The sequence below is a fragment of the Mucilaginibacter sp. P2_A5 genome (assembly GCF_056404995.1).
Window position 1 is genome coordinate 63,923 of record NZ_JBFUCY010000031.1, and the last position, 25,917, is coordinate 89,839.

Here is a 25,917-nt window from a genome sequence, read left to right on the forward strand (position 1 = left end):
AAATACCATACATATTTTAGCTATAAAACAGTAAAATGATGTGGTAATCGCATTATTATGTCAATAAACGGAAAAAGCCCCGCAAAAGTTTCGCGGGGCCAAAAAAGTAATAATTGGCTCTACGACACTTTGTATAGGTTGATCGATTTCAATTAGCTTCTACATAACTCTCTTCCCAAGGACCATCGGCCCGACACATATTGTAGCCACGGGTTTCAACCCGTGGATGATTGGCCAAAACACGACAAGAGTGCCATCGGCACGGCCCATATTTTGATCTAAATCCAGGTATTTTAATTTGTTCAACCGATATATACGTATTGCTCATATGGATCGAACGGCTCTCGTTCGTTTTCTTCGTTTTTTTTCCACGGGTTAAAACCCGTGGCTACAAGATTGGCCGAGGCTACGCCTCTAATTCGTGTTGAACAAGCCCGCTATGTATCAACAAAATATATCTGTAGAAGCTAATCAGTTCCTCATCTGCGTTACCCGCAAAAAACGTCATAGAACCATAAAATTAATGCTCCAGCGTTCCTTCGGTTAACGGATATTGGAAAAGCAGGCGAATATTGGCATATGCCGCGGAGTTAACATTCCAGTAAGGTTTTTTAAAGGCTTTTTCGCGGGCGCCGTGGGCTGTCATTACAGCAACCGCCTTACCGGTACGCAAAAGATCAAACCAGCGGTGATTTTCAAACGCCAGTTCAACCTGCCTTTCATGCGCAATGGCATCGCGAAAAGCATCCTGGCCCGAAACATTTAATGCAGGATCGGCATTCCCAACAGATTTAGCTGCAAGGCCGGCGCGTTCCCTTACCAGGTTTAAGTATTTAAAGGCATCGCCGCCGCCGGCAAAGCCCTGTTCGTTAAGGCATTCGGCCAGCATCAGGTAAACATCGGAATAGCGATATACCGGAAAATTTTTGCCGGTTACTCCCTGCACGGCGCTGGTGGTTGCAAACTTTTTAATAAACGGCAAATCCATACCATACTCATCAGATGTAAACTCAATTAACGAGGCCTCTTTGCGGTTGTCGCCATCCTCGTAGGCGTTAACGAGGTCCTGGGTTGGGATATTCCAGCCGTTTTGCGCGCCGTTGGCTATCTCAAAGCCCGTTACATCCGAGTCGTAATAATCCCATGGAATAAAAGTATCTACAAAATCGCTGCCCAAACCGTTGGAGCCTTCAATATATTGGATTTCGAATATCGACTCGCGGCCGTTCTCTTTATTATTATCAAAATTATCAGCATAGTCGGCATTCAAACTATAAGCATTGGATGCAATAACATTACGCAAAAGCGGAATGGCCAAGTCAAATTTTTTCCGGGTCATGTACACCTCGGCAAGCATGGTTTCGGCGGTTCCTTTGGTTACCCTGCCTTTATTGGCCGCACCGGCATAGGTTACCGGCAGTTTGGCAACTGCAGCCTGCGCATCGGCAATAATAGCCGCGTAAACGGCATCTACTTCGGCCTTGGTGGCTACCTTGTAAGCCTCGCTTACCGATGCTACCTCGTTAAGTACCAGCGGCACCCTGCCAAACATACGCACCAGGTTAAAATAGTTAAAAGCGCGTAAAAAGCTGGCCTGCCCGCCTATGGTATCGGTAACAGCGGCATCCAGTTTAGCCCCTGGCAACCGGGCCAAAATGGCGTTGCAGCGGCCTATGCCTGTATAGCTGGCGCTAAAAAAAGCGCCTATCATATCGTTATTATTTAGCTCCCTGAATTCGTCAATCTCTTCTTTATTGGTACCCGAACGGTCATAAGGGTTATACTCGTATGATGTATTATCAGACCGCATTTCGCCCATTGCCCACAAGCTGCCATTATACAGGCCCTGCAATGGCGCGTATGCCCCATTAATGGCCTGTGTAAACTGGGCTTGTGTTTTAAAAAAGTTGGTTGTGTTCTGCGTATCGGCAGGCTGAAGGTTAAGATAATCTTTTTTACAGCCCGATAGCCCGCATGTGATAAGTACCAGGAAAACGTATATGTATTTTTTCATGATTTCAGTTGTTATGGTTTCACCATCGTTAGTTTGAATACGCATTTTCAATTAAAATGTCACGTTACATCCCAATGTGTAAATTGCCGAAACAGGGTAGCCCGTAAAATTTACGTTGGGCGAAAGCGACCTGTTACCCTGCTGCCCTTCTATGCCTACCTCGGGGTTGCCACCTTTATAGCCGGTTAGCAGTATGGCGTTTTGAGCGCTGAAATACACCCTGAAATTCCTGGTGAACTTTGTTTTAAAATTGTATCCAAAATCAATGTTTTTAACTGCCAGGTACGAATTACTTTCGACCCAGTACGATGGGTAATAATCGCGCGCAAGGTTGGTGTTTGAGACAGTAGTTGGCAATATGCCATCGCCGGGATTACTTGCCGACCGCCAGCGCCGAATAACCGACTCCTCGACATTAAAAACCCCATCTAAATTGGTTGTAAACTGCTTGTACATATTAAATACATGCCCGCCAACCGAACCTGCCGTAATAATATTCAGATCGAATTTTTTGTATGAAAAATGATTGCTGAAGCCAAATGTAAATTTGGGCCAGGGGTTGCCTATATTGGTTTGATCGTTACCATCAATTACACCGTCGTTATTGATATCCTTGTACCTGATGTTGCCAACCTGTTCGCCGTCAAAATGGGGATATTTGTCAAGCTCGGCCTGGTTTTGAAATATGCCTTCAAAAATATAGCCGTAAAACTGGCCTAAAGGCAGGCCTACTTTGGTAATACTTGTCGGGTTATCGTTTTTGGGTGCATCGTAAATGTATGGTGTAGGGCCTAAATCAAGCACCTTATTGCGGTTAAAAGACATATTAACATCAGTTGACCAGTTGAAGTTCCGCTCTACTATGTTTTTTGTAGTTAACGTAAACTCCCATCCGCGGTTACGTACATTACCCACATTTGATAAAGCGTAACCATAGCCCGATACGATTGGAATTGGGATATACTGCAGCATCCGTTGGGTATAACGGTTATAATATTCGGCAATTAAATAAACGCGGCCTTTAAACAGCGATACATCTATGCCTATATCCAGCTGTTTGGTGGTCTCCCAGCCAAGTTCGGTATTGCCAATCTGGTCGGTTATTGAAGCTCCCGGGGCAAGCCCGCCGCCAAATGTATAATTGGCCACATCAACAACGGGGATATAATCATAGTTCCCAACATCGTTATTACCTGCAAGGCCATAGCTGGCGGTAAACTTAACCTGGTCAATAGCTGCCGTTTTAGGAAAAAATGATTCGTCGGAAATGCGCCATCCGCCAGATACCGACGGGAAGGTACCCCAGCGGTGCCCGGGTGCAAACCTTGATGAACCATCGCGGCGAATAGACCCGCTTAACAGGTATTTATCTTTGTATGCATAATTTACCCGCCCAATTAACGATTGCAAACGCCACTCGGCATCGCCGGCATCTGCGGTAATTATAGTTGCGTTGGCAACAGACCGTATGGCATCATCAGGAAAACCGGTGCCGAAAGTAAAACGATCATGTGAGTTTTCCTGTTGTATGGAGTAATCGGCCAGTACGGTTAACGTATGGCTGCCCCAGGTTTTTTTGTAGTTAATGCTATTTTCGTTAAGCCAGTTAAAAACATTTTGCGAGGTGAATGATGCTACTGCTTTTTGCTGGTTACCATCGCGGTTTGGAACATTGAACCCGCCCAGGTATGATGGCCTGTAATAATCCTGTGATTTGGTTTGATAGTCGACACCGAATGTTGATTTTATGTTTAGTCCCTTAATAACCTCATAATCAATATAAGTGTTGGCAAGGGCCCTAAATTCGTTACGCTTATTGGTAGTATTTACAAGCGAGCTTACCGGGTTATTATTTTGAAAAGTACCCGGCGAACCAATAACGTTGGTATAGGCACCATCTGGTTGTTTCACCGGCACCAGCGGGCTTTCCAGGTAGGCCTGGCTTAACGCCGCCGAAAGAAAGTGGCCATCTGTTTCCTGTAAATTCCTGAAACTATAAGTTGGGGCTATATTTAATCCTACGGTTAAACCCTTAGCTATATCGGCATCAATTGTAGCCTTTAACGAGTAGCGTTTAAAAGCTGTATTCAGCACGGTACCCTGTTGGTTAAAATACCCCAATGAAAACAGCGACCTTACTTTTTCGGTACCGTTAGCTACAGTAACATCATAATTTTGCATAGGCGCAACGCGGGTTACAGCGTCAAACCAATCGGTGCCTTTGCCAAGCGACTGGGGATTCTTATACGCATCTGGTATAGGATTATTGGTACCGTTAACCGCGTTTGCATCCTGGATAGCTTCTGTGCGCCATTGGGCAAATTCGGCCGCCGTCATCATTTTAAGTTTGCTTTTAGGCAATACCGATTGCAGGCCGGTTGAAGTGTTTACCGTAATAGACGACTCTCCTTTTTTTGCCCGCTTAGTAGTTATCATGATAACACCGTTTGCCCCGCGCGAACCATATATGGCGGTTGACGCGGCATCTTTAAGTACGCTTATATTTTCAATATCATCGGGATTAATGGTACTTAGGGGATTTGAATATTGATCGAAACCGGGAGAAAGCGGAAAACCATCCACCACATATAACGGGTTATCACCGGCACCCACTGAACCGGCGCCGCGAATGTTAACCGCTACGCCGCCACCCGGCGTACCCGTAACCTGGTTTACCGTAACACCGGCCAGTTGCCCTGCCAGTTTCAGATCAAGGCTGGCAGCTTTTATCTCCTTAATATTGGCCATTTTTACGGTTCCAACGGCGCCGGTAACGTTTTTACGTTCCTGATTGCCGTATCCCACTACTACAACCTCGCTCATTTGCTGGTTATCTTCATCAAGGGATACATTGATAGCTGCACGTTTGTTAACAGGCTCTTCCCTGGTTTTAAATCCCACAAATCTGAAAACCAGCACCGCATTGTCATCAACCTGGATGCTGTATTTACCATCGACGCCGCTTATTACACCTGTGTTTGAACCTTTAATGGTAATGCTTACACCGGGCAATGGTTGTTTGGTATTATCAAGCACCTGCCCGGTAACGGTTATTTTATCGGGCACCGCTGCGCGCTCCTCCTTTTTATTTACAATGATGGTTTTGTTATCAATTGTGTAGGTAAAAGGTTCGTCTTTGAAACACTCACGCAGCGCTTCGTCAAGGGTGGCATTTTTTAACGAAAGCGTAACAGGTTTAGCCTCCTTAATTTCTTTGTACTTGTAAAAAAAATAAAAACCGCTTTGTTTTTCAATCGCGGTAAATACTTTATCAATAGCGGTGTTGCTGGTGCTTAGCGTTATGGTTTGCGAGTAACTTTTGGCGCTAAGCTGTAAACAGCCAATCATAATCAGGATAACCGTTAACTTCATTGTCAAAAACAGTTTGGAGGTTGATGTTTGGGGTACATAAAATACTTTACCCCTAAAGTTTAATTGCATAACTTCGTTGTGTTTTGGGTGAATGTGTCTGTTAAGGAAACTCAGTAAAAGCTTAGCCCATACATTTAAGCCGGGAGTATTGCAGTACTCCCGGCATTTTTCATGGGTAAGGTAGTTGTAGGGTGTTAATGGAGATGTATGCTTTTTTTCATAGGTAGCTGTTTTTTTAAGGTAAATATTAACAACTGATATGGTTAAGGTGATACTGTTATCTTTTTATCTTCAACTTTAAAATGCACATGGCTAAGCTCCAGAACGTGCAGTACCTGCGATAGCTTCACATTTCGTTCAATTCTGCCCATAAATTCGTCGTCAGATACTTTGCCGTTGTAAACCACCTCGATGTTGTACCATCGCGATAGTTGTTTCATGATATCCCTGATACTGGCCCGGTTAAAATCAAAAAAACCGTTTTTCCAGGCTACAGCCCTTTCGGCATCTACTTCAACAATCCGGATATTATCGCCTTTAACAATACCCTGCTCATCTGGTTTCAGCAAATTGTGGCTATTACCGCTGGTTAATTGAACCAATCCTTCCAGCAAAGTTGTTTTGATGTTGTCCTCATCGGCATAAGCATTAATGTTAAAATGGGTACCCAACACTTTTACATTAAGCTCGTTAACATTTACCATGAATGGTTTCGACGGATTTTTAGCCACCTCAAAATAGGCCTCCCCGGTTAGCTCAACATCACGTTGACCGCCGGTAAATGCCGTGGGGAATTTTAGTGATGATGCCGCGTTGAGCCAAATTTTGCTGCCATCGGGCAATATAAGCTGGTACTGACCGCCACGCGGCGTGCTGATGGTGTTGTAAGCAACGGGGCCATTTGCCGCTGAAGCCTTGCCTTCTTCAACCTGGTAAACCAGCTGCCCGTCTTTAGTTTTTTTAATGCTGATGTTGCCTTTTTTGGCAAGGGTGCCGATCCTTGCAGAATCGAGCACCACTTTTTCGCCATTATCTAAGGTTAGGACTGCTTCATTTTTACCAGGGTCGGCATCATGCTTAACCACCGTTTTGTTTTTTGCCACGGCTGCATCTTTTGCCGTGTGCCGCATACTGTAATACACTCCGCCGCTGATGACCATAAGGCCGACTACCGCCGCAGCGACATTCCTGAAAGCAAAGATTTTGAATACTTTAGGTTGGTAATTTACTGACGATTGCTGCACAGCCGATTGCAAACGTCGCAACATTTTATCTTCCAGGTCTTGCTTTACACCAAGAATTTGGTCGTCCCAATCATTATTGGTTTGGGCATTGTCAAACAATTCCATTAACAGTTGCACCTCATCGGCAGTAGCCTGCCCATTAAGGTATTTATCTATCAATTGTTGAAATTCCTGTTTTTGCACAACCTGCTTTTTATAGTGAGAGTATAAAAACAGGGGTATCCCCTACGTGGGGAGAAAAAAAATTTGAGAAGATTGAAAACCCAAAAGCAGGGCTCCGTAGTTACCTCCTGTTTGTTTTTAATTTAAAAAGTGATTCTCCTGGTAGATTTTACCTTATCTTCATAAGCCTCTAAAATCAAACCTTATGAAAAAAGCAATAAAATTGAGAAAAAAAACAAACTTAAAACCCCTAAACCAACTCGTCAGAATTCTTTTGTTGGGTTTACTGACAACCGGACCTCATTTGTATGCTCAAACGCCTTTGGTAAATAGCGCTGCCTTTAACTCAACCGTTCCAATAGACATCCAATTAAGGTTAAAGCAAGCTTTCGATACATTAATTTTTCGTATTCATACCAATAAATCAATTGCATCCGAAATTGATTCTACCGGAGCCGCGCTTAGTACAGCTATGTTCGGAACGATAAAAGGGACAGGGATATATGGGAATAAAAAAAATGACTCCCTATATAGTCCACAACTGATTAATCTTCACTCGACTGGTGCAGACCAATATTCTATTTCTGTAGCGTATCTTGGTAATAACACATTAAAAGCTATGGTAAATTTAAAAGCTACCATCCACTCTGGCAGAATTCTGTTTGCGATTCCTTTGTTTTATTTAACCAGGAATTGGAAAATTAAAAAAGTAGGCCATATAACTTATCATTATGCTGATCATATAAACCTGAAACGCGCTGCAATATTCAATAAAAAAAATACCCGCATAGCCGAAAAACTGGGTTTATCACCGGAGAACTTTGATTTTTATTTGGTAGACAATTATTTTGATATACTGGGACTTTTGGGTTATGGTTATGATAGTGAAACAACCGGACACGAAAATGATGGTTTTGGCCCTATAAGCGGTTATATATTCTCGATTATGCATAATGAAGATTTTTCACACGATCTGTTTCATTATTATGCCGAAAAAGTAAGAACACATCTGCGAAATAGTGCTGCGGAAGAAGGCATAGCTTACAGTTGGGGAAATGCCTATTATACTGACGAGCACGGAGAAATGATAAGTCAAGGTCAGTTAGTTAAATTATTAAAGGATTATCTTTCAAAAAATCCCGACACAAGCTTATTTGATTTATTTCATAAAAATCCGCCGATATTTCCTTCAAAGACAAAGGTGCGCTCCGTGGTTGCCAGTTTAATCAGTGATGAGGTAGAACGCCGCGAAGGGCTAACTGGGATAAAATCGTTGATAGATTGTGGCCCTGGGGATGATAGTTATTTTAGGACGGTAAATCAGTTAATTGGTATCAATGTGGCCAATTTTAATATTGAGGTAAAACGCTTATTGGGAAATTATGAATAAATTGCTGTGCAACCCTATTCTGTGCGTGAATAGGTATGCTACATAAGGAGCCGTACCTCACGGAGCTTCATTCTTCTCTACAACAAAAACAAAGTCCCCAACGAAGTACGCAAATGCTTAAGCGCTTTGGTTAAATGATTTTCGACTGTTTTGGTAGATATATTGAGCCTTGAGGCAATTTGTTTATGGGTTAAGTACTCTTCGCGGCTAAGCTTGTAAGCTTCCCGGCATTTTTCGGGTAGCGTTTCGACTACCGAATTTACCTGTGAAACCAGCTCTTTGTATTCTAAATTTTCATGCCCGGCAGGGCTTTGCAAACGGTTGGCAAGGGCATCAAAAACATCGCTTGTTGCAACCCCGGCACGTATTTGCCTGTAAACTTCATAACGGATGGACGCATACAGGTATGCTTTTAATGAGACGGCTATCTCGATATTATCCCTGCTATTCCAAATCTTGATGAACAGCTCCTGGATAACATCTTCGCAGGCCTGCTTATCTTTTAAAACATTATAGGCCGATAGAAACAATTGCTGCCAGTATTTTTTGTAGATAGCGGTCAACGCACTTTCATCCCCCGACTTTAACCGGTCGATCAATTGCACATCGCTTATAGCTACCTTTTCTGCCATCCTGAAAGGGGGTTAACATAGAATTGCGATAAATTTAGCAAAAATTAACTATTGATGTAAATTATGGCATAAATCAATCGCAATCGCGGGAGTTTCAAAGCATTAATTTACCTCGCCGTTCCGGGTTGCGACGGTCATTTGGCATCATGAAAAATAATACCCATGCTGTGCCGCCGGCCGTTGGTAATCTCGGCTATACCGTGTTTCATGTTAACCCGGTGATATCCTTTACTGCCTTTCGCCGGACGATAACTGGTTGTAAACAATACCATATCGCCCTTGCCGGGTTTTAACACGATCGCCCTTGATTGTTCGCGCGGCTTTTGCTCCATCAAAATGAACTCGCCACCCTCGTAATCTACGCCGGGTTCATCCAAAATAAAAACCGATTGGATGGGGAAAAACACCTCACCATACAAATCCTGGTGCATGGCATTGTAACCGCCTTCGGCGTATTGCAGTATCAAGGGGGTTGGGCGCAATTGATCATGCTGGTGGCAATACTGTAGCAATTCATCTAAAGTATCAGCAAAGCGCGCGGACTTGTTTAGCAATTCCATCCAGTTATTGGCTATGGGCGCAAGGTGGGGATAAACGTGCTCCCGCATTTGCTGAATGATTGCCGGCAACGGGTATTTGAAATACTTATATTCGCCCCGGCCGTAATGATGGCGTTCCATGACAACGGTTTTGCGGTAAAGCTCGTCATCAATATATTGATTAGCCAAGCTTGTGCATTCGTCAGCAGTTAACACACTTTTTACTACAGCATACCCACGGGCATCCATATCTGTCTTGATATCGCCCCAGTTTAAACGGGTAATTCGTTCCTTAATTTCCATCATCTTTTTATATTGACACAGATTGATTAACCATTGCCGCCTCCCAGCCTATAATAGCCGACTTACGGGTTGCCCCCCAATGGTATTGACCAGATTCGCCTGTCGACCGGATAACCCGGTGACAAGGGATTAAAAACGCTACCGGGTTGGCCCCTATCGCGCTGCCAACCGCCCTGCCGGCATTGGGCAATTGTATTTTTTGCGAAATGTCCCCATAGCTGCATAACCCACCCATTGGTATTTTAAGCAAGGCTTCCCACACTTTTAACTGAAAACTGCTGCCCTTTAAGTGCAATTTAATTGCCGGTAATTGCGACCAGTCTTTTTTAAAGATATGCAAAACATCCTGTTGCATCATGTCAACTACCTGTGTATATGCCGCGTTAGGAAAATGCTGTTTAAGCTGATCCAAAGCATCGGCATGATCATCGGCAAAAGCCATATAGCAAATGCCTTTAGGGGTTGATGCCACTATGATATTGCCAAAGGGGCTTTGGGCGAAGCTGTAGTTAATGCTCAACTCTTTGCCGCCGTTTTTGTACTCCGCAGGCGTCATGCCTTCAATGTTGATGAACAGATCGTGCAAACGCCCGGTACCCGACAGGCCTGTTTCATAGGCGGTATCAAACAACGTGGCCTGCTTATCTTTTAAAATACCTTTAGCATATTCCAGGCTTAAATATTGCAAAAATTTTTTAGGGCTAATGCCAACCCAGTCGGTAAACAAACGCTGAAAATGGAAGGGGCTCAGGTTCACCTTTTCGGCCACCTCATCTAAATTTGGCTGGGATTTAAAATTGAGCTTTATATAGTTTATCGCTTCAGCAATACGATCGTAATTGATATTTTCCTGTGTGTTCATAATCTTATTTGTTATTTATAAACAAATGTAGGCCGATGGCGGATGTGGTAAAACCCGGAACTTGCGGAGTTAGAGCCAGCCCCTCCTAAATCCTCCCCGGTAGGGAGGACTTAACAAAAAGTCTCCCCTTCCGGGGGAGATTTAGAGGGGGCTCTCCTCGTCGCAAATAACCCCAAACTCAATATCAAACTTGTACCCAATACTACAATAAACAACAGCCCCGTACCAACCTGCGGTATCTTCAAATTATCTGGCAGGTTATAATACAGCAGCACACTGATTAGCCCGCGGGGTACTATTACTAACTCGGGCATCAGGTCGGTTTTGGATATGAATTTGATGTATAAAAAGCGGACCAGGTAAATGGATACGAGTATTGCGCCGCCGGTTAACAGCAAGGTAATATCCTGCAATTCATAAATATCCATGGTATAACCAAAAACTATGAAAAAGAAGGTGCGCATCAAAAAAGCGCTTTCGGCCGAAAGCTGGAAAAGTTGTTTGATATCGTGCTGAAAGGTTGGATAGATAAACAATTTCCTGAACCACGGAAAACTGATTTGGTTGGCATTGTTCAGGAACAGCCCCAGCGCCAGTACAATTATCAATGCCGATAAATGGAACGACTGCCCTACCGAATAAACCAATATAAGCAAGGCGATAATAAGGAACGATTTGATGTGATGCGTTAACCGGCCAATAAGGTAAAGCAACAGCAGGCAGGATATAATGGCTGCTATGATAATGCTGGTAAGTTCGCCGCCAAGTTTTATAAACGATACCACATCAATTTGATGGTTACGCACTATAAAGTTGAACAGTACCACAGTAAGGATATCCGAAAAAGAAGACTCATAAATAATAAACTCCTTTTTGTTTTTACCAAGATTTGATGCCGAAGGAATAGCCACTGCCGAACTGACCACGCAATAAGGTATGGCATTTACAAAGCATAGATAAATGCTTTGCCCGGTTAAATACCTGATGATAAACGTAATGGCAAATGCGCTAACCAGTAAAATGGTAAATGCCGAAAAGAACGCTTTTTTGATAATGGCATTTTTATCGCGGTTGTACCGAAGTTCCAACGCTCCCTCAAATACAATAAGGATAAGCCCCAACGTACCAAGCGTAGGCAGGATCACCTTAAAATTGATCATTTTCACTCCAAAATAGTCAACAACAAAATGTATCGCGATGCCAAGCATCAGCAATAAAATAACCGAAGGAATTTTGGTTTTGCCGGCTATCAAATCGAACAGGTAGGAAAATATCACCAGTCCGCTTAAAATAATCAGGGTTGTATATGTAGTCAAATTATCAATTGTTTAACAGGGTGAGTACATAAATCAGCCTTAACATTTCAAACTTAAGTATTGTTTCCTATTATTTTTTGCCACATACGGCGCATCTCTTGTTTGAAGGCCGATATCTTTTATATTTACTTTTTTAACAATAATAGCCTATGGATCCGGCGCAATTTTACAGTTTTAAGGTGTGGCTAACTATGGTGATTATTGCACCTGTACTACAAGCCCTCATCAGCCAGTTTTTCTTTCACACAGGGAGTATACTATCCATCACCTTTATTAAAGATTATCCATTATCGGTTGGCGTGTTAATGGTATTAACCTGCCCGCTTGGCGCGCTGCTCACTTTTATTATCCCGCGAATGACCAGGGAATCAACCGTGATAGCAGTTAAGCAACGGGTTTCAATGGCGCTGGGTATTGTTGTTATTTTGGTATTTATAGGCGCATCTGTCGCTAAAAATGCTTATTCGCCATTTGAGTTATCGGCCATGTTGCTGCCATTTTTACTGCCATTACTATTGGGGGTTTGGATTTGCCGGCTGGATTTGGAAGAAGAAGGCTATGAGGACGAGGAGGAGGAAACTGCATCCTGATAGGTAAATACGCATCTAATATCATGGCGTAACCCTCCTTACGTCGGGTCGGGCTATCCGTTCATACGCGCACAAGGCATTAGGCACAGGCCTGTATCCACTTCTATCCCTTACGCAATTGTCCAAATCAGAATTTTCAGAATTTAAGAATGCACAGAATTTCACTTCATTAATTAAATGAACAAAATATGAGAAAAATAGACCTTGTGTCCGAATTTCAGAAAATATCGATCACACAAATTCGAGAGGCTTATTTCAGGGAGCGTACAGAATCTGGGGAATTGGTATTCGAGGTTGAGTTTTGGTCTGGGTATTTCGGAATGATCTTAGAATTGTGTCCCGACTATAAGACACTACCAAGTGAAAGCGTCATATATAAGTATTGCTGGTCGTATGAATATGGGGACGAAGTTTGGGGCAATGATTGGGACGGGGAGGCGGAGGTTGATCGAATTGAAGAATTCTACAGTCACTTGAAATCTATCATCCTCACAGAGGATTTTAACGCGCAAAAAGAATATGATGCTATCCTTGAGATATGTGAATCTGCAATAAAGAATAAGAACAAACTATTCTTTATTGCAGATTATTGAAATCCGCCCGTAGTTTCCAAACTACGTGATGCAGAACAGTTAGAAATTACAGGCATAGTAGCTCCGAGTCGGGCACATTCGGACAGCAATAAACTTCGGAAAGCAGATTATTGCCAGGATTTTCGACTTAGCTTTTTTTCTAGCTAAAGAATTTACGTCCGACCGAAAAGCATAAAACCAAGTCCCGGTGCTAAAAGCTTTTTTTCCGGCAATTAGCTTTCTGCTTTAGGCCTTCGGCTTTCAGCTTATATCTATTTTACAAAACAGTGTGGTTACAATCAATGTTACTTACCATATTTGTACCAAACAAAAACGTATGCCGCATCTATTCTCACCGCTTAAAATAAAGAACATCGAACTAAAAAACCGCATCGTGGTATCGCCCATGTGCGAATACTCCAGCGAAGACGGTTTCGCTAACGACTGGCACCTGGTACATCTTGGCGGTATGGCCGTTGGCGGCGCAGCTTTAATTATTACCGAGGCTACAGCCGTATCGCCCGAAGGCCGCATTTCATCTGCCGACCTTGGCCTTTATAAAGATGAACATATTACTAAACTAAAACAGATCACCGATTTTTTACACACCAATGGCGCTTATGCCGGTACACAACTGGCGCATGCCGGCCGCAAGGCCAGCCACCTGCAGCCGTGGCTGGGTGGCAAACAAGTACCGTCACATGAGTCTAACGGATGGAAATCATATGCACCAAGCCCCATCGCTTTTATCGACAGTGAAGAGGCGCCTTTAGAACTTGATAAAGCCGGCATCGAAAAAATTAAAGCAGACTTTAAAGCCGCCGCTGCAAGAGCCCTGGCCGCAGGTTTTGACGTGATTGAACTGCATGGCGCTCATGGTTATTTACTGCACGAGTTTTTATCGCCTGCAAGTAATAAACGTACGGATGAATACGGAGGCTCGTTTGAGAACCGGATCCGTTTTTTGCTGGAAGTAATTGAAAGTGTACAGGAAGTTTGGCCTGCAGAAAACCCGCTGTTTGTACGCATATCGGCAACTGAATGGACGGAAGCCGCCTGGACAGCCGATGACTCGGTAGCGCTGGCCCAAATATTAAAAAGCAAAGGTATCGACCTTATTGACTGCTCGACAGGCGGCAACATCGCCGGTGTTAAAATAGCGTTAAAACCAGGTTACCAGGTTGAATTTGCAGAGAAAGTTAAAAAAGAAAGCGGTATACTTACCGGAGCGGTAGGTTTGATAACCAAACCCCACCAGGCTGATGAAATTATACAGGAAGGCGAAGCCGATGTTGTATTTATAGCCCGCGAAATGCTGCGCGACCCGCATTTTGCTTTACGTGCCGCTCACGAACTGGGGCATGAAGTAGAATGGCCGGCCCAGTATGTTCGGGCGAAATGGTAGGGTGGCGCATTGCGCGTTCATGGTTGATGGTTCATAGTTCATGGCGGATTGTTGATAGCTTATGGTTCATAGTTCATGGTCACTATACGGAAATTATGAATCTTTTTATTAACCTGAAAAACCATGAACCATGATCTATGAACCATGAACTAAAAGCATGAACTAATAAAACCACAAACAATAAAAACACAAACTATGAAACGTACAGCAAACGCCCATTGGAATGGCACTTTACAAGCCGGCAGCGGAGAAATTACTACTCAAAGCACCGTGCTTAACAAAACCCAGTACTCTTTTAAAACCCGTTTTGCCGATGGCATTGGCACCAACCCCGAGGAGCTGATTGCCGCCGCTCATGCAGGTTGCTTCACTATGGCTGTTGGCGCTGCCCTGTCACAAGCCGGCTTTACCCCTGGCGACCTTACCACCGATGCCATCCTTGACCTGGACATGCAGGCCCTAAGCATCACCGGTATTCATTTGGAACTGAAAGCATCGGTTATTGATGGTGTTGACGAGGCCAAATTTAAAGCCATTGCCGAAGACGCAAAAGCAAATTGCATTATATCCAAAGCGTTAAGCGTGCCATTTACTTTGAACGTTACTTACGCGTAAGCACGTATAATTTTACAGCAAAGCCCCTGCAAACTTTTAGTTAGCAAGGGCTTTGTTGTTAAAAACGGGCTGTCATGGTTAGCTTGTCGAACCATGGTGAGCAAAGGCCTCTCCGCGCGGGTCTTCGACAGGCTCATCTGACAGCCCCCACTTCGAAAATGTAATAGGTTATGAGTAGTTATCAAATTTAGGTAAACTCTGAAGGAGGAATGACATTCAAAAATAAAAGACTGTTATGCTGACTAGTAAAATTTCGCGAAATTCTGAAGGAGGGACGACATCGGTTAATTCCCAATGTCATGCCGAACTTGTTTCGGCACCCCATATGCTAAGTGTACTTCATGCGGTCACCTGTCCTGTGGGGTCCCGATCCGTTAGCTAACGGACGGGATGACTTCCGTTTTTTAAGTTGTCATGCTGAGGAACGAAGTATCTATTCGCGAACTTTTCTATCGGTCATGCACAGCTGATAGATCCTTCGTACCTGCCATTGACACATTTATAACTAACTGATTATCAATGCCAAAATTTGTCATCTGCAATGCCATTATTTGTGCGCAAATAAAACTTACTGCCATTGACACATTTATAACTAACTGATTATCAATGCCAAAATTTGTCATCTGCAATGCCATTATTTGTGCGCAAATAAAACTTACTCAGGATGACAGGAAAATTAACTATGTAATAGGTAACTTATTTCGGCAGAACTATACAATTACTTCTGTATCAATACCAATAACTCCTGCGGCGTTTCGTAGGTGGCGCCCTTGTATTCAAGGGCCTTTACGCCCACACATACTGTATCTATTGCGTTGCTTACATGGGTAATAAGAATCTGCCCCCGTACATCGGGCTGAACGCCTTCGCCGGCCGGTTTCATGCTGTCGAGCAAGTGCATCACGCTATCAATGGCTGTGGGTTTCGTAAAAATCTTAATCCTGCTGGACGGAAAATAATAACTGAATTTATCACAGGGGATCCTGAACTGTGTTTCGCGACCCAACTCGGTGAACTTAAAGCGGATACTTTGAACAGCATCGGCAGGTTTGGGTTTGCAGGCAGGCAAGGCGAAAATCGCCAGGAGGATAATTACTGTACTTAACTTTTTCATGATATATTGATCTGTAAATTACTTTGACTGGCCGGTATAATCCGTTTCCTTGAAAATTATTCGCTTTGGAACCATTACGTAAATATCATCTTTATAAGGAATAAAAATGCCGGCATTCTCCGTTTGGCAAATATCAAGCGCTGTGACAAATGCCTGGTATTTCGCAGTATTCCAGAAATGAAAGTTGATACCTCTTTCTGTGTCTCCTGAAGCCCGCATTTTTCTGATTTCAAGGCGGGCAAAATCGAGGCGGGCCTTATCGCCAATTTCGTTGCCATCTAAATTTATTCGCAGATAATTTCTGACCGGCGGAAATTCCATTTGAAGCCGCTTTGGTAACCTGTTATTCCAATCAGGGCTCCACACTGCTATATCCATGGCGCTGTAATGTACAAATGCTTTATGCTGCTTTAGGTAAACGATGCAAAATAGAGGCAGCAATATTAAGCTGATCATTCCGGGTGAGTAAATAATGGGTTTACGCGGGGTTAATGTTAATATTTTCATGGCTCAGGTTTAAAAACAAATTAGGCTAATATCAACACATAACGAATTACAGAGCAGTAAATTATAACTAAAAAAAGATGAATTGAAAAGACAAATAACAGGTAGCTAAACCCCTACCTCCTCCTTCCCCCAAGGAAGGAATCGCACATTCTCACGCTCTATTTATTTCTCACAACCTGAATACGATCACCCCAATCAAAAAGTTCCCCCTTCAGGGGGTTAGGGGGCTCCTACTTCAACACATCCAACACCCTGAACATCTTCTCCTTTATCCCCCTGCTCGATCCGCTGAAGTTATTGACCATGATGGCAAAGCAAAGTTCGCGGCCGTTATGGGTTTGGTAACCGGCATAGCAAAGCACGCTGTTGATACTGCCGCTTTTCATTTTCATATCGTTGTATACGGGCAGGCTTTCGTACAGATCAGGGAACCAGCTTTCCTTTTTGGCCGATTGCAGGATGCGGGCCATGGTATTGGTACTTACCCTATCGCCGGGCGACAGGCCGCTGCCATCGTAAGTGTTAATGCTGTTGGCATCAATTCCCCTGGCCTGCCAGAATTTTTGTACCTCCTCTACCCCGTTTGTGGTGGTAGGTTTGCGACCCTGTTTCCAGGCGATGGTTTTAAGCAATTGCTCGGCATACAGGTTAATGCTTTTTTGGTTGAGCCAGTAAATAATCCTGCTCAGCGGCGGCGATTGAATGGCAGTCAGATTTTTGGTAATCAAAGGCGCTTTTAATCCTTTTACGGTTAATGTTGCAACCGACTCAGGATCGTAACCTACCGCGATACCTAATTTTTTTAGTGTATCCGACAAACGCAACGCAGCATCGTAAGCTGCATCCGGCGTAGCGGCCGAGATACTTTTTTTATCTTTATCAATTGCGTAGCTGCCGCGCAGGTACATCACCTTACTACCAACCGGCAAAAAGGCGTAGGCATTATCACCGCTGCCTGCCGGGCCGTTAACCAATTCGCTTTTGAAAGTAAGGTACGATACATTGGGCACCGTGTACGAAATGCCAATAGGGTTGCCCACAGCACCGGTGCGCAGCTTAATATCAAACTGGTTTTCGCGCCAGCAAAGGCCCGATGTTCCGGCGCCATAGTAGTTGCCAATATCCTGCCATATCCAGCCTTCGGGGATGGATTGAGTACCGAAGGCGCTATCATCGCCAATAATGCGCCCGTTTATTTTTTTTATGCCTGCAGTTTTAAGCGCATCGGCCATTAAGGCAAGTACATGCGCTTCTTTGGTTTGCTCGTACCGCCAGCTGCCCAGCGTTGGGTCGCCCGAGCCTTTGATGATGATATCGCCATTAAGTGTACCGTCGGCGGCAATTTCGCCGTTGTAACCCAATTGGGTCTGGTACCTGAAATCGGCACCTAAAACATTAAAGGCCGTAATACTGGTAATAGTTTTGAGGGTTGATGCCGTAGCCAGCCCCATGTTGGGGCTGGCGGCAAATACCTGTTCGCCGGTTTTGGCATCCAAAACAGTTAGCGAAAGCGATGCATAGCGGCACTGGCTATCGGCCTGTAACCGGCCAAATGCTGCCGATAATCTTGACTGAAGTTCCTGGGCATAGGCCTGCCCGGTAATTAAAAATAAACTAACTATCAATAACCGCCTCATCCTGCTCCTTAATGCTCCCTTTGGTGATATAATATATCGGGATACCTATCAACACTATCCCCAGGCCAAATAACGCATAGTCGCTTTTGTACATTAACAGTAAAATACAAAAAGCTATACCCATCATAATATAAATGGCAGGCAACACCGGGTAGCCAAAAGCTTTATAAGGCCGGTCCAACTCCGGTTTCTTCACCCGTAAAATGTAAATACCAATAATGGTAAGCACATAAAATATGACCACCACCAATGATATCATGTCCAGCAAGTCGCCATAGCGCCCGCTTAAGCATAGCACTGATGCCAGCGCGGCTTGAATCCACAAACCAAACTCAGGCACCGCAGACTTATTTAACTCACCTGTCCTCTTAAAAAACAAGCCGTCCTTTGCCATGGTGTAATACACCCTGGCGCCTGCCATAATTAAACCGTTGTTACAGCCAAAGGTTGATATCATGATCATTACAGCAATCAGTTTAGTGCCAATATCGCCAAAAATAACATGCGATGCAGTCACTGCAACCCTGTCCTTTTCGGCTGTGGCAATTTCATGCAGCGGTAATACGCCTGTGTAAACAACGTTGGCTGCCACATAAATAATGGTTACTATCATGGTACCCAAAAACAAGCTCAGTGCTACATCACGCTTGGGATTGCGCATTTCGCCCGCTATAAAAGTAACGTTGTTCCACGAATCGCTGCTGAATATCGATCCAACCATAGCCGATGCCACTGCTCCTAATGCAGCACCAAGGCCCAATTTTGTAAAAGTGCCGTCTTTATTCAGGTTATGCAAATCCCAGGCATTACTCCAGTTGGCGTGCCATACATCCGGCTTCAGTGCTACGAAACCGAAAATGATCAGCCCGAATAAACTTGCAAGCTTGGTTAATGTAAAGGTGGTTTGTATCAGCTTTCCGCTTTTAACACCGCGGGTATTAATAAAAGTTAATATTAAAATAACGCCGATAGAAACAAGCTGCGCCGCGCTGATTTTTATAAAGCCTTGCTGAAACAGAATATTATCTTCACTCACCGCTGGTATCAAATACGCCGTAAATTTTGAAAAGGCCACCCCAACCGCTGCTATAGTACCCGTTTGGATCACCGCGAAAAAACTCCAGCCATATAAAAAGGCGATGAGTTTATTGTAGGCTTCTTTAAGGTAAACGTACTGCCCGCCTGCTTTGGGGTACATGCCGCTCAGTTCGCCATAACTTAATGCTGCTGTCAATGTCATAAAACCGGTGATGAGCCAAATGGCTATCAGCCAACCTGCTGAGCCTACATTGCGTACAATGTCGGCAGCCACTATAAATATACCTGAGCCTATCATCGAGCCTGCTACCAGCATGGTGCCATCAAGCAGGCCAAGCTCATGTTTCATTTTGGGTTGTCCGGAATCTTTTGCCATAAATTAAAAAGGGTTTAAAGCCCTAAACTATTCAAAAAACTTTAATATTGACAGGCTATTGTAAAGAAAATAAATTTACTATTTTGCAACCACCAATTAAACCCTGCTATAGCCGGAGTGGTATTAAGTCGTTAGTCTTAAGTCAGTAGTCTTAAGAATTAAAAAAAGAAGTAAAAAAAGACTTTTGACTTGCGACTTTAGACTTCGTGACTTAGCAAAACTTACTTTAATAAACCAAAATTGTTACTATGGACTTTTTGAACTCTTACTTAATTTACTTAATTCCGGTGTTTGGGCTCATCGGTATAGCCGTTATGGCTGTTAAAGCTGCCTGGGTTACCAAACAAGATGCCGGCGATGGCGACATGGTTACGCTGGCCGGCTACATTGCCGATGGCGCTATGGCCTTTTTACGCGCCGAGTGGAAAGTACTTGGCGGTTTTGTTGCCGTAGCAGCCCTGCTACTGGCCTGGAGTGGTACTACCGTGGCCACATCAAGCCCGGTAATTGCCGTATCATTCATTATAGGAGCATTTTTATCGGCCTTTGCAGGCTACCTGGGCATGCGCATTGCAACCAAAGCCAACGTGCGTACTACACAGGCCGCGCGTACCAGTTTGGCGCAGGCATTAAAAGTGTCATTTACCGGCGGTACCGTAATGGGCCTTGGCGTGGCCGGTTTGGCCATCATTGGGTTAGGATCGCTGTTTATATTATTTTACCAGTTTTATGTAGTTAACGTTGCAGGCAGCACCGTAAACGGCGAGGCTATGGCCAAAGCACTTGATGTGTTGGCCGGCTTTTCTTTAGGTGCCGAATCTATCGCGCTGTTTGCACGTGTAGGCGGCGGTATTTACACCAAAGCTGCCGACGTAGGCGCCGACCTTGTAGGTAAAGTTGAAGCGGGTATCCCCGAGGATGACGTACGTAACCCTGCCACCATTGCCGATAACGTAGGCGATAACGTAGGCGACGTTGCCGGTATGGGCGCCGATTTATTCGGATCATACGTAGCAACCATGCTGGCTACCATGGTGCTGGGTCGCGAAATTGTATCTCATGACGCGTTTGGCGGTATTGCCCCTATCCTGTTGCCAATGGTTATAGCCGGTTTAGGTTTGATATTCTCGATTGTTGGCGCTGCCATGGTGAGGATTAAAAGCGAAACCGACAGTGTACAAAAAGCATTAAACATAGGCAACTGGGCTTCAATCATACTAACCGCTATTGCTACCTATTTTGTAGTACAATGGATGCTGCCCGAAGGCGAGTTTCACATGGTGCGCGATGAAGTTAATGGTGTAGTTAAAGCAGGCATAATTCCGTTTACCAAAAACGGCGTATTCATGTCGATAGTGGTAGGTTTGGTTGTAGGTACATTAATGTCCATCATTACCGAGTACTATACCGCCATGGGCAAACGCCCGGTATTAAGCATCATCCGCCAATCGTCAACAGGTCACGCTACCAACATTATTGGTGGATTATCTATAGGAATGGAGTCAACTGTATTGCCAATCCTGGTTTTGGCATCGGGTATTTATGGTTCATATCATTTTGCGGGTTTATATGGGGTAGCCATAGCAGCTGCCGGGATGATGGCAACAACAGCTATGCAATTAGCTATTGACGCCTTTGGCCCAATTGCTGATAACGCCGGCGGTATTGCCGAAATGAGCCGCCTGCCCGAGGAAGTGCGCCACCGTACAGACAATTTGGATGCCGTAGGTAACACTACCGCTGCTACAGGCAAGGGTTTCGCCATTGCATCAGCCGCGTTAACCTCACTGGCTTTATTTGCAGCCTTTGTGGGTGTTGCGGGTATCGAGCATATTGACATTTATAAAGCCGACGTTTTGGCCGGCTTATTTGTGGGTGGAATGATCCCTTTCATCTTCTCGGCATTGTGTATCTCGGCAGTAGGCCGTGCTGCCATGGCCATGGTTGAAGAGGTTCGCCGCCAGTTCCGCGAAATTCCGGGCATTATGACCTATGAAGGTAAGCCCGAATACGAAAAATGCGTGGCCATCTCCACCAAGGCATCCATCCGCGAAATGGTTGCCCCTGGTTTAATCGCGCTGATCACCCCAATCATTATCGGTTTTGCCTTTGGCCCCGAAGTACTGGGCGGCTTATTAGCCGGTGTAACCGTATCAGGCGTGTTGATGGGTATTTTCCAAAGCAACGCCGGTGGTGCATGGGATAACGCCAAAAAATCCTTCGAAAAAGGCTGCCTCATCAATGGCGAGATGTACTACAAAAAATCAGAACCACACAAAGCATCCGTAACCGGCGATACCGTAGGCGATCCGTTTAAAGATACCTCGGGCCCGTCGATGAATATTTTGATCAAACTGATGTCGATAGTTTCGCTGGTAATAGCACCGCACCTGAATGCGAACCATGTGCCGCCAACTGCAATGAAACAGGATGTTAAAAAACACGTTATCGTACAGGCTTATACATCGCCTGTAACTAAAGTTGACAAAAAAGGGTAATTCCCGCTCTTCATATTTATGGAAAGCCACCTGTTGAGGGTGGCTTTTTTGTTGAAGTGTTCCGCCGGAACGCCCGGAACGCAAATGAACGCAATGGAACACTTTTGCGCTGATTATCAATATGTTACTCTTTTTCCAACCTCTATACAAGCGGAACACATATCTATCTTAAAACCAGATACTTAATAGATATATTTAACCATTGATTAAAATCAGCATGATTAACGCTACTTTATTTTGGAACACCCCAGCACTCTTACATCTGAAACGGCGAAGCCCTCAACACAGTTAATCTGCACATCAAAAAATCTTGATACTTGATACTAAATACTTGATACTTTTTTATGGTGTTGCCTGCGGCCGGGCTATCCGCTTATACTGCACAGGCCTTAGCCACATTGGCCGGTATCCGCTACTATCCCTAACACTTTGTCTGAATCAGAATTGGCAGAATTTGAGAATGAACAGAATGGGAAAATATCGCTTTTCATAAAGGACAAAATTGATCTCCACCCTCTATGCGGTTTCAGCTCGATATGGTCGGCCAGCCGGGGTGACTTGTGGTCAGTGTTCAAGTGAATGTTTGATATATCCAACTGTTGTTCAACATCTTGTCTTTAAATAAGGTCATCGAAATCAATCTCATCGTTAATTACCATTTCAATATATTTAATATCTGGATAATTCATTTTCCTGAGCTCGGCTAATACCAGGTCCCGTTCTTTTATCTGATGATTTAAATGATAGGCAATTACTAAATTTCCGAGAACGCCGGGGCGAGTTTTAGTTAGGTTCAGTCGTCTCGCTTTTTCTCCCAATTCAACGGCTTTCGGATAATTCTTATTTATAATCTCGAGCACCAACAAACTGGAATAGCTATCGGGATTATCAGGATTTATCGCTATCGCATTTTCATAGTATTCTCTTGCTTTTATATAATTCCCTTTCATTCTTTCTACCATTCCTAAGCCTACAATAGCTTTATCATTCCGCTTATCTAATTCAAATCCCTTTCTGTACGCTAATTCGGCACCAGCAGTGTCATTTAATTCAAGTTTTACTAAACCCAGATAGGCCCAACTTTGAGAAGAGCCGGGATATTTCCTTACGTGTATTTCTAACTCATTTTTTGCTTTTTCAAATTCTCTGGAATAGTACAATTTATTTATTCTGGCAATGTCCCGTTGTTCGGGAATATGGTAGATTCTTTTAATCACAAAAAACAATCCTATCATAAGGAAGAGGATACTAAATATTTTTTTCATTTCATTACTGGCTTGCGGCTAACTATCAAATGTAGGCAACTCCAAACTTATCTGTACTTGTGATATAATTTATTTTGTAGAATCTTATACAACTTCAGGAAATTCACATAACCTTAGACGTATGCTGAGGATGATTTACAAACAATGACATTGATAGGGCAATCAAACACTTTCAGCACCTTTGTAAAAAGTAATTAAGATGGAGATAATAAATTGGATTGGAAAAGATCTCAAGGAAATAAACAAGACTGTTTTATATAATGATTATTTTGGTAATGTTCCTATAGAAAAAGGCATTGATGTTTTCGGTTTGTATAACCCTGACAAAGGAATAGATATAATTTTGCAAGAAAATAATCGGATAAAAGCTATTCACTTTTTTTCAGGGACACAGGAAGGTTCGGCTAAGTTTGTTGATAAATTACCCTTTGATTTTAATTTTGATTTTTCTCGTAACGATGTGAGAATGCTATTAGATGTTCCTGATTTATCCGGTGGTGGAGATTTTAGTTTTATATACGGAAAAACACCGCCGTGGGATAAATATCTTTTTGAGAATTTCAAATTGCATTTGCAATATTCATCAGACGAGAAAAGTATTGAATTATTAACAATTGAATCGTGAAACTATAGTATTTTTCCCATCGGCTGACCACATGCCACCGCGGTGACATAAAATACTTGCTATAAAGACCCCCCCGATCCCGCCAGGCGTGGGGGTCAAGAGGATCCCGCCACTGCCGGGGGCGGGCAGGCACTCTTTCATTCGTGTTCAAAGCAGTTGCCATGTATCGGCGACGAACCAGATGCGCCCCGCTGCCGCAAGCCTCCTGGCTTGTGTGCCCCATGCTAAGTATACGCCATGCCTTTAGGACAATTAACAATGTGGGTTGCAAACCCTAATGCCCTTATATTACTCTTTTGCTCCCGTTAAAAATACTAACTCCCGGATGAAATTAAACATCCGGGAGTTGAGATTCATTACTTAGCATGGCGGTTACCTATCAGCGGGCCACAAGGCTGGAGCCTCATATCTTTGTAAATATTAATAAACAGGACTAAGGGCAGCACTTTGACGGGAGCCTACAGACACCGCAACGCGGATGTCGGCCGCAAGATAAACCTGCCTTTAGTTTCTTTTTACCAAGCCCGGACAGTACTTAAGGAAGCAGACTGAGTTTCTGTTATCCTGCATAAGACTATGAGAAAAGGCCGTATAAAAAGTTCCTGTTATTGTTTACTTTTTAATCACTGTCGCTATGTTAAAGTATTCATTTGGCATCGATATTTCAAAAAATGATTTTCATGCCTGCCTGTCCGTTATTGACGCCAGCCAACAGGTAAAAGTAAAAGCCAGCCGTAAGTTTTCCAACAATCAACAAGGCTTTAAAGAACTGCTTGTGTGGTTAGCCCGGCACAGAAAGGAGGTAAATGTGCCCTTAGTTATTGTAATGGAAGCTACCGGAGTTTATTACGAATTGTGCGCGATGTTCCTTTTTAAGGCGGGGTTCCAGGTATCAGTTGTATTACCTAACAAGGCAAAAAAGTACATGCAGGCCATTGGCCTTAAAACCAAAAATGACAAGATAGATGCCCAGGGTCTTGCGCGTATGGGTGCTGAACAATCGCTCGCGCTTTGGCAACCGATGGACGAGTTCTTTTATACATTACGGGCTCTTACACGTCACCATCAAAGCCTGCAAGAACTGAAAACCAATGTCAACAATCAGCTCCATGCTGATGAGCACAGCATTTACAGTAATAAAAAAGTAATGAAACAGCTTAAAAAGCTAATTGTTACTATAGAAAAAGAATTGCAGGAAACAGAACAGGAAATAGACAAGCAGCTTTTCAGCAACCCGGAAATAGCAAAAAAGGTACGGTACATTACAGAGGTGAAGGGCATGGGCAATCTAACTGTAGCTGCTATTCTTGCCGAAACCAATGGCTTTACATTATTTACATCTATCGCACAGGTAATCAGTTTTGCCGGTTACGATATAATAGAAAATCAATCAGGGAAAAGGTCGGGAAAAACCAAAATATCCAAGAAGGGAAACAGTCATATTCGGCGGGCGCTGCACATGCCAGCATTTAGTGTAGTGCGCTATAATACCGGTCAGTTTAAGACATTTTTTGAACGTATACTCAGCAGACACGGACAAAAGATGAAAGCTTATGTAGCCGTACAAAAAAAGCTATTGGTGCTGATTTACACACTATGGAAAAAGAATGAAACATTTATGCCAAAAGGGCCGGAAGCAATAAAAAATACATCTGGAGAAAGAGAGCCGGTGCCTTCTTTCGCTTAGCCCGAAGGGCTAAAGAAGTAGCCCGGCTAAAAGCCAGGCTACACAAGATAGTCATCCGTCGATTGCTCGCCGTATGCCTTCTTTCGCATTACAAATTTAAAAGAAAAATATTATTCAAAACACTTGTTTTTAATGACAGTACCTTGCGGCAGCG

At 43.7% G+C, this 25,917-nt stretch carries 20 protein-coding genes; 8 read left to right on the forward strand and 12 right to left on the reverse strand.

Annotated elements, in window-relative coordinates; genetic code table 11:
- Positions 1 to 520 precede the first annotated feature (520 nt).
- The 3 genes from AC1DXF_RS23200 to AC1DXF_RS23210 all read right to left on the reverse strand — a co-directional run bounded on the left by AC1DXF_RS23200 (position 521) and on the right by AC1DXF_RS23210 (position 6,813).
- Positions 521 to 2,014 (reverse strand): RagB/SusD family nutrient uptake outer membrane protein, encoded by a 1,494-nt coding sequence (locus AC1DXF_RS23200; protein WP_477451080.1) that lies wholly within the window; start codon positions 2,012 to 2,014, stop codon positions 521 to 523.
- A 51-nt stretch (positions 2,015 to 2,065) separates the two neighbouring features.
- Positions 2,066 to 5,455: a TonB-dependent receptor gene (locus AC1DXF_RS23205; RefSeq protein ID WP_477451081.1), complete on the reverse strand. Its 3,390-nt coding sequence runs from the start codon at positions 5,453 to 5,455 to the stop codon at positions 2,066 to 2,068.
- A gap of 194 nt (positions 5,456 to 5,649) precedes the next feature.
- The gene (locus AC1DXF_RS23210; protein WP_477451082.1) at positions 5,650 to 6,813 is read right to left on the reverse strand and encodes a FecR family protein; all 1,164 of its coding nucleotides are present in this window, start codon (positions 6,811 to 6,813) and stop codon (positions 5,650 to 5,652) included.
- A 184-nt stretch (positions 6,814 to 6,997) separates the two neighbouring features.
- Between AC1DXF_RS23210 and AC1DXF_RS23215 the strand changes: the two genes are divergently transcribed.
- Entirely contained in the window at positions 6,998 to 8,182 is a 1,185-nt protein-coding gene (locus AC1DXF_RS23215; RefSeq protein ID WP_477451083.1) for a hypothetical protein, read from the forward strand.
- A gap of 77 nt (positions 8,183 to 8,259) precedes the next feature.
- Here the strand turns inward: AC1DXF_RS23215 and AC1DXF_RS23220 are convergent, their stop codons facing one another.
- The 4 genes from AC1DXF_RS23220 to AC1DXF_RS23235 all read right to left on the reverse strand — a co-directional run bounded on the left by AC1DXF_RS23220 (position 8,260) and on the right by AC1DXF_RS23235 (position 11,834).
- Complete coding sequence (locus tag AC1DXF_RS23220) at positions 8,260 to 8,814, reverse strand: RNA polymerase sigma-70 factor (protein ID WP_477451084.1); 555 nt, start codon at positions 8,812 to 8,814, stop codon at positions 8,260 to 8,262.
- A 134-nt stretch (positions 8,815 to 8,948) separates the two neighbouring features.
- Positions 8,949 to 9,659, reverse strand: a complete 711-nt coding sequence (locus tag AC1DXF_RS23225; protein ID WP_477451085.1) for a 2OG-Fe(II) oxygenase — start codon at positions 9,657 to 9,659, stop codon at positions 8,949 to 8,951.
- 4 nt (positions 9,660 to 9,663) lie between these two features.
- The gene (locus AC1DXF_RS23230) at positions 9,664 to 10,518 is read right to left on the reverse strand and encodes a bifunctional helix-turn-helix domain-containing protein/methylated-DNA--[protein]-cysteine S-methyltransferase (protein ID WP_477451086.1); all 855 of its coding nucleotides are present in this window, start codon (positions 10,516 to 10,518) and stop codon (positions 9,664 to 9,666) included.
- A gap of 110 nt (positions 10,519 to 10,628) precedes the next feature.
- Positions 10,629 to 11,834, reverse strand: coding sequence for a cation:proton antiporter domain-containing protein (locus AC1DXF_RS23235; protein WP_477451087.1), 1,206 nt, complete (start codon positions 11,832 to 11,834; stop codon positions 10,629 to 10,631).
- Positions 11,835 to 11,983: 149 nt separating this feature from the next.
- Here AC1DXF_RS23235 and AC1DXF_RS23240 point away from each other — a divergent pair, with 149 nt between their 5' ends.
- The 4 genes from AC1DXF_RS23240 (at position 11,984) to AC1DXF_RS23255 (ending at position 15,016) form a co-directional block, all read left to right on the forward strand.
- Positions 11,984 to 12,424: a hypothetical protein gene (locus AC1DXF_RS23240; protein ID WP_477451088.1), complete on the forward strand. Its 441-nt coding sequence runs from the start codon at positions 11,984 to 11,986 to the stop codon at positions 12,422 to 12,424.
- 188 nt (positions 12,425 to 12,612) lie between these two features.
- Positions 12,613 to 13,017, forward strand: coding sequence for a hypothetical protein (locus AC1DXF_RS23245; RefSeq protein WP_477451089.1), 405 nt, complete (start codon positions 12,613 to 12,615; stop codon positions 13,015 to 13,017).
- Positions 13,018 to 13,333: 316 nt separating this feature from the next.
- On the forward strand, positions 13,334 to 14,401 hold the full coding sequence (locus tag AC1DXF_RS23250) for an NADH:flavin oxidoreductase/NADH oxidase (RefSeq protein WP_477451090.1): 1,068 nt from the start codon (positions 13,334 to 13,336) through the stop codon (positions 14,399 to 14,401).
- A 195-nt stretch (positions 14,402 to 14,596) separates the two neighbouring features.
- Positions 14,597 to 15,016, forward strand: coding sequence for an OsmC family protein (locus AC1DXF_RS23255; RefSeq protein ID WP_090646220.1), 420 nt, complete (start codon positions 14,597 to 14,599; stop codon positions 15,014 to 15,016).
- A 718-nt stretch (positions 15,017 to 15,734) separates the two neighbouring features.
- Here AC1DXF_RS23255 and AC1DXF_RS23260 read toward each other — a convergent pair.
- The 4 genes from AC1DXF_RS23260 to AC1DXF_RS23275 form a co-directional block, all read right to left on the reverse strand.
- Positions 15,735 to 16,130 carry a hypothetical protein gene (locus tag AC1DXF_RS23260; RefSeq protein WP_477451091.1) on the reverse strand — a complete coding sequence of 132 codons (396 nt, stop codon included), beginning with the start codon at positions 16,128 to 16,130 and terminating at the stop codon, positions 15,735 to 15,737.
- Between the two features lie 18 nt (positions 16,131 to 16,148).
- Positions 16,149 to 16,637, reverse strand: coding sequence for a hypothetical protein (locus AC1DXF_RS23265; RefSeq protein ID WP_477451092.1), 489 nt, complete (start codon positions 16,635 to 16,637; stop codon positions 16,149 to 16,151).
- A gap of 230 nt (positions 16,638 to 16,867) precedes the next feature.
- Positions 16,868 to 18,274: a D-alanyl-D-alanine carboxypeptidase/D-alanyl-D-alanine endopeptidase gene (dacB, locus tag AC1DXF_RS23270; protein ID WP_477451093.1), complete on the reverse strand. Its 1,407-nt coding sequence runs from the start codon at positions 18,272 to 18,274 to the stop codon at positions 16,868 to 16,870.
- Positions 18,252 to 19,688 carry an APC family permease gene (locus AC1DXF_RS23275; protein WP_477451094.1) on the reverse strand — a complete coding sequence of 479 codons (1,437 nt, stop codon included), beginning with the start codon at positions 19,686 to 19,688 and terminating at the stop codon, positions 18,252 to 18,254. Before AC1DXF_RS23275 ends, dacB begins: the two co-directional genes overlap by 23 nt.
- A 248-nt stretch (positions 19,689 to 19,936) precedes the next feature.
- Here AC1DXF_RS23275 and AC1DXF_RS23280 point away from each other — a divergent pair, with 248 nt between their 5' ends.
- Positions 19,937 to 22,186, forward strand: coding sequence for a sodium-translocating pyrophosphatase (locus AC1DXF_RS23280; protein ID WP_477451095.1), 2,250 nt, complete (start codon positions 19,937 to 19,939; stop codon positions 22,184 to 22,186).
- 617 nt (positions 22,187 to 22,803) lie between these two features.
- Here the strand turns inward: AC1DXF_RS23280 and AC1DXF_RS23285 are convergent.
- Positions 22,804 to 23,451 carry a tetratricopeptide repeat protein gene (locus AC1DXF_RS23285; RefSeq protein WP_477451096.1) on the reverse strand — a complete coding sequence of 216 codons (648 nt, stop codon included), beginning with the start codon at positions 23,449 to 23,451 and terminating at the stop codon, positions 22,804 to 22,806.
- Between the two features lie 199 nt (positions 23,452 to 23,650).
- On the opposite strand from AC1DXF_RS23285, the gene AC1DXF_RS23290 reads away from it, so the two are divergent.
- Both AC1DXF_RS23290 and AC1DXF_RS23295 read left to right on the forward strand, forming a co-directional pair.
- Positions 23,651 to 24,076, forward strand: coding sequence for a hypothetical protein (locus tag AC1DXF_RS23290; RefSeq protein ID WP_477451097.1), 426 nt, complete (start codon positions 23,651 to 23,653; stop codon positions 24,074 to 24,076).
- A gap of 634 nt (positions 24,077 to 24,710) precedes the next feature.
- The gene (locus AC1DXF_RS23295) at positions 24,711 to 25,763 is read left to right on the forward strand and encodes an IS110 family RNA-guided transposase (RefSeq protein ID WP_477451098.1); all 1,053 of its coding nucleotides are present in this window, start codon (positions 24,711 to 24,713) and stop codon (positions 25,761 to 25,763) included.
- The last annotated feature ends 154 nt before the right edge of the window (positions 25,764 to 25,917 follow it).

What these genes read in the sequence shown, in the direction of transcription:
- AC1DXF_RS23200 (WP_477451080.1), bottom strand. Translation starts at nt 2,014, where the DNA reads ATGAAAAAATACATATACGTTTTCCTGGTACTTATCACATGCGGGCTA.
- AC1DXF_RS23205 (WP_477451081.1), bottom strand. Translation starts at nt 5,455, where the DNA reads ATGCAATTAAACTTTAGGGGTAAAGTATTTTATGTACCCCAAACATCA.
- AC1DXF_RS23215 (WP_477451083.1), top strand. Translation starts at nt 6,998, where the DNA reads ATGAAAAAAGCAATAAAATTGAGAAAAAAAACAAACTTAAAACCCCTA.
- AC1DXF_RS23220 (WP_477451084.1), bottom strand. Translation starts at nt 8,814, where the DNA reads ATGGCAGAAAAGGTAGCTATAAGCGATGTGCAATTGATCGACCGGTTA.
- AC1DXF_RS23225 (WP_477451085.1), bottom strand. Translation starts at nt 9,659, where the DNA reads ATGATGGAAATTAAGGAACGAATTACCCGTTTAAACTGGGGCGATATC.
- AC1DXF_RS23230 (WP_477451086.1), bottom strand. Translation starts at nt 10,518, where the DNA reads ATGAACACACAGGAAAATATCAATTACGATCGTATTGCTGAAGCGATA.
- AC1DXF_RS23240 (WP_477451088.1), top strand. Translation starts at nt 11,984, where the DNA reads ATGGATCCGGCGCAATTTTACAGTTTTAAGGTGTGGCTAACTATGGTG.
- AC1DXF_RS23245 (WP_477451089.1), top strand. Translation starts at nt 12,613, where the DNA reads ATGAGAAAAATAGACCTTGTGTCCGAATTTCAGAAAATATCGATCACA.
- AC1DXF_RS23250 (WP_477451090.1), top strand. Translation starts at nt 13,334, where the DNA reads ATGCCGCATCTATTCTCACCGCTTAAAATAAAGAACATCGAACTAAAA.
- AC1DXF_RS23255 (WP_090646220.1), top strand. Translation starts at nt 14,597, where the DNA reads ATGAAACGTACAGCAAACGCCCATTGGAATGGCACTTTACAAGCCGGC.
- AC1DXF_RS23260 (WP_477451091.1), bottom strand. Translation starts at nt 16,130, where the DNA reads ATGAAAAAGTTAAGTACAGTAATTATCCTCCTGGCGATTTTCGCCTTG.
- AC1DXF_RS23265 (WP_477451092.1), bottom strand. Translation starts at nt 16,637, where the DNA reads ATGAAAATATTAACATTAACCCCGCGTAAACCCATTATTTACTCACCC.
- dacB (WP_477451093.1), bottom strand. Translation starts at nt 18,274, where the DNA reads ATGAGGCGGTTATTGATAGTTAGTTTATTTTTAATTACCGGGCAGGCC.
- AC1DXF_RS23275 (WP_477451094.1), bottom strand. Translation starts at nt 19,688, where the DNA reads ATGGCAAAAGATTCCGGACAACCCAAAATGAAACATGAGCTTGGCCTG.
- AC1DXF_RS23280 (WP_477451095.1), top strand. Translation starts at nt 19,937, where the DNA reads ATGGACTTTTTGAACTCTTACTTAATTTACTTAATTCCGGTGTTTGGG.
- AC1DXF_RS23285 (WP_477451096.1), bottom strand. Translation starts at nt 23,451, where the DNA reads ATGAAAAAAATATTTAGTATCCTCTTCCTTATGATAGGATTGTTTTTT.
- AC1DXF_RS23290 (WP_477451097.1), top strand. Translation starts at nt 23,651, where the DNA reads ATGGAGATAATAAATTGGATTGGAAAAGATCTCAAGGAAATAAACAAG.
- AC1DXF_RS23295 (WP_477451098.1), top strand. Translation starts at nt 24,711, where the DNA reads ATGTTAAAGTATTCATTTGGCATCGATATTTCAAAAAATGATTTTCAT.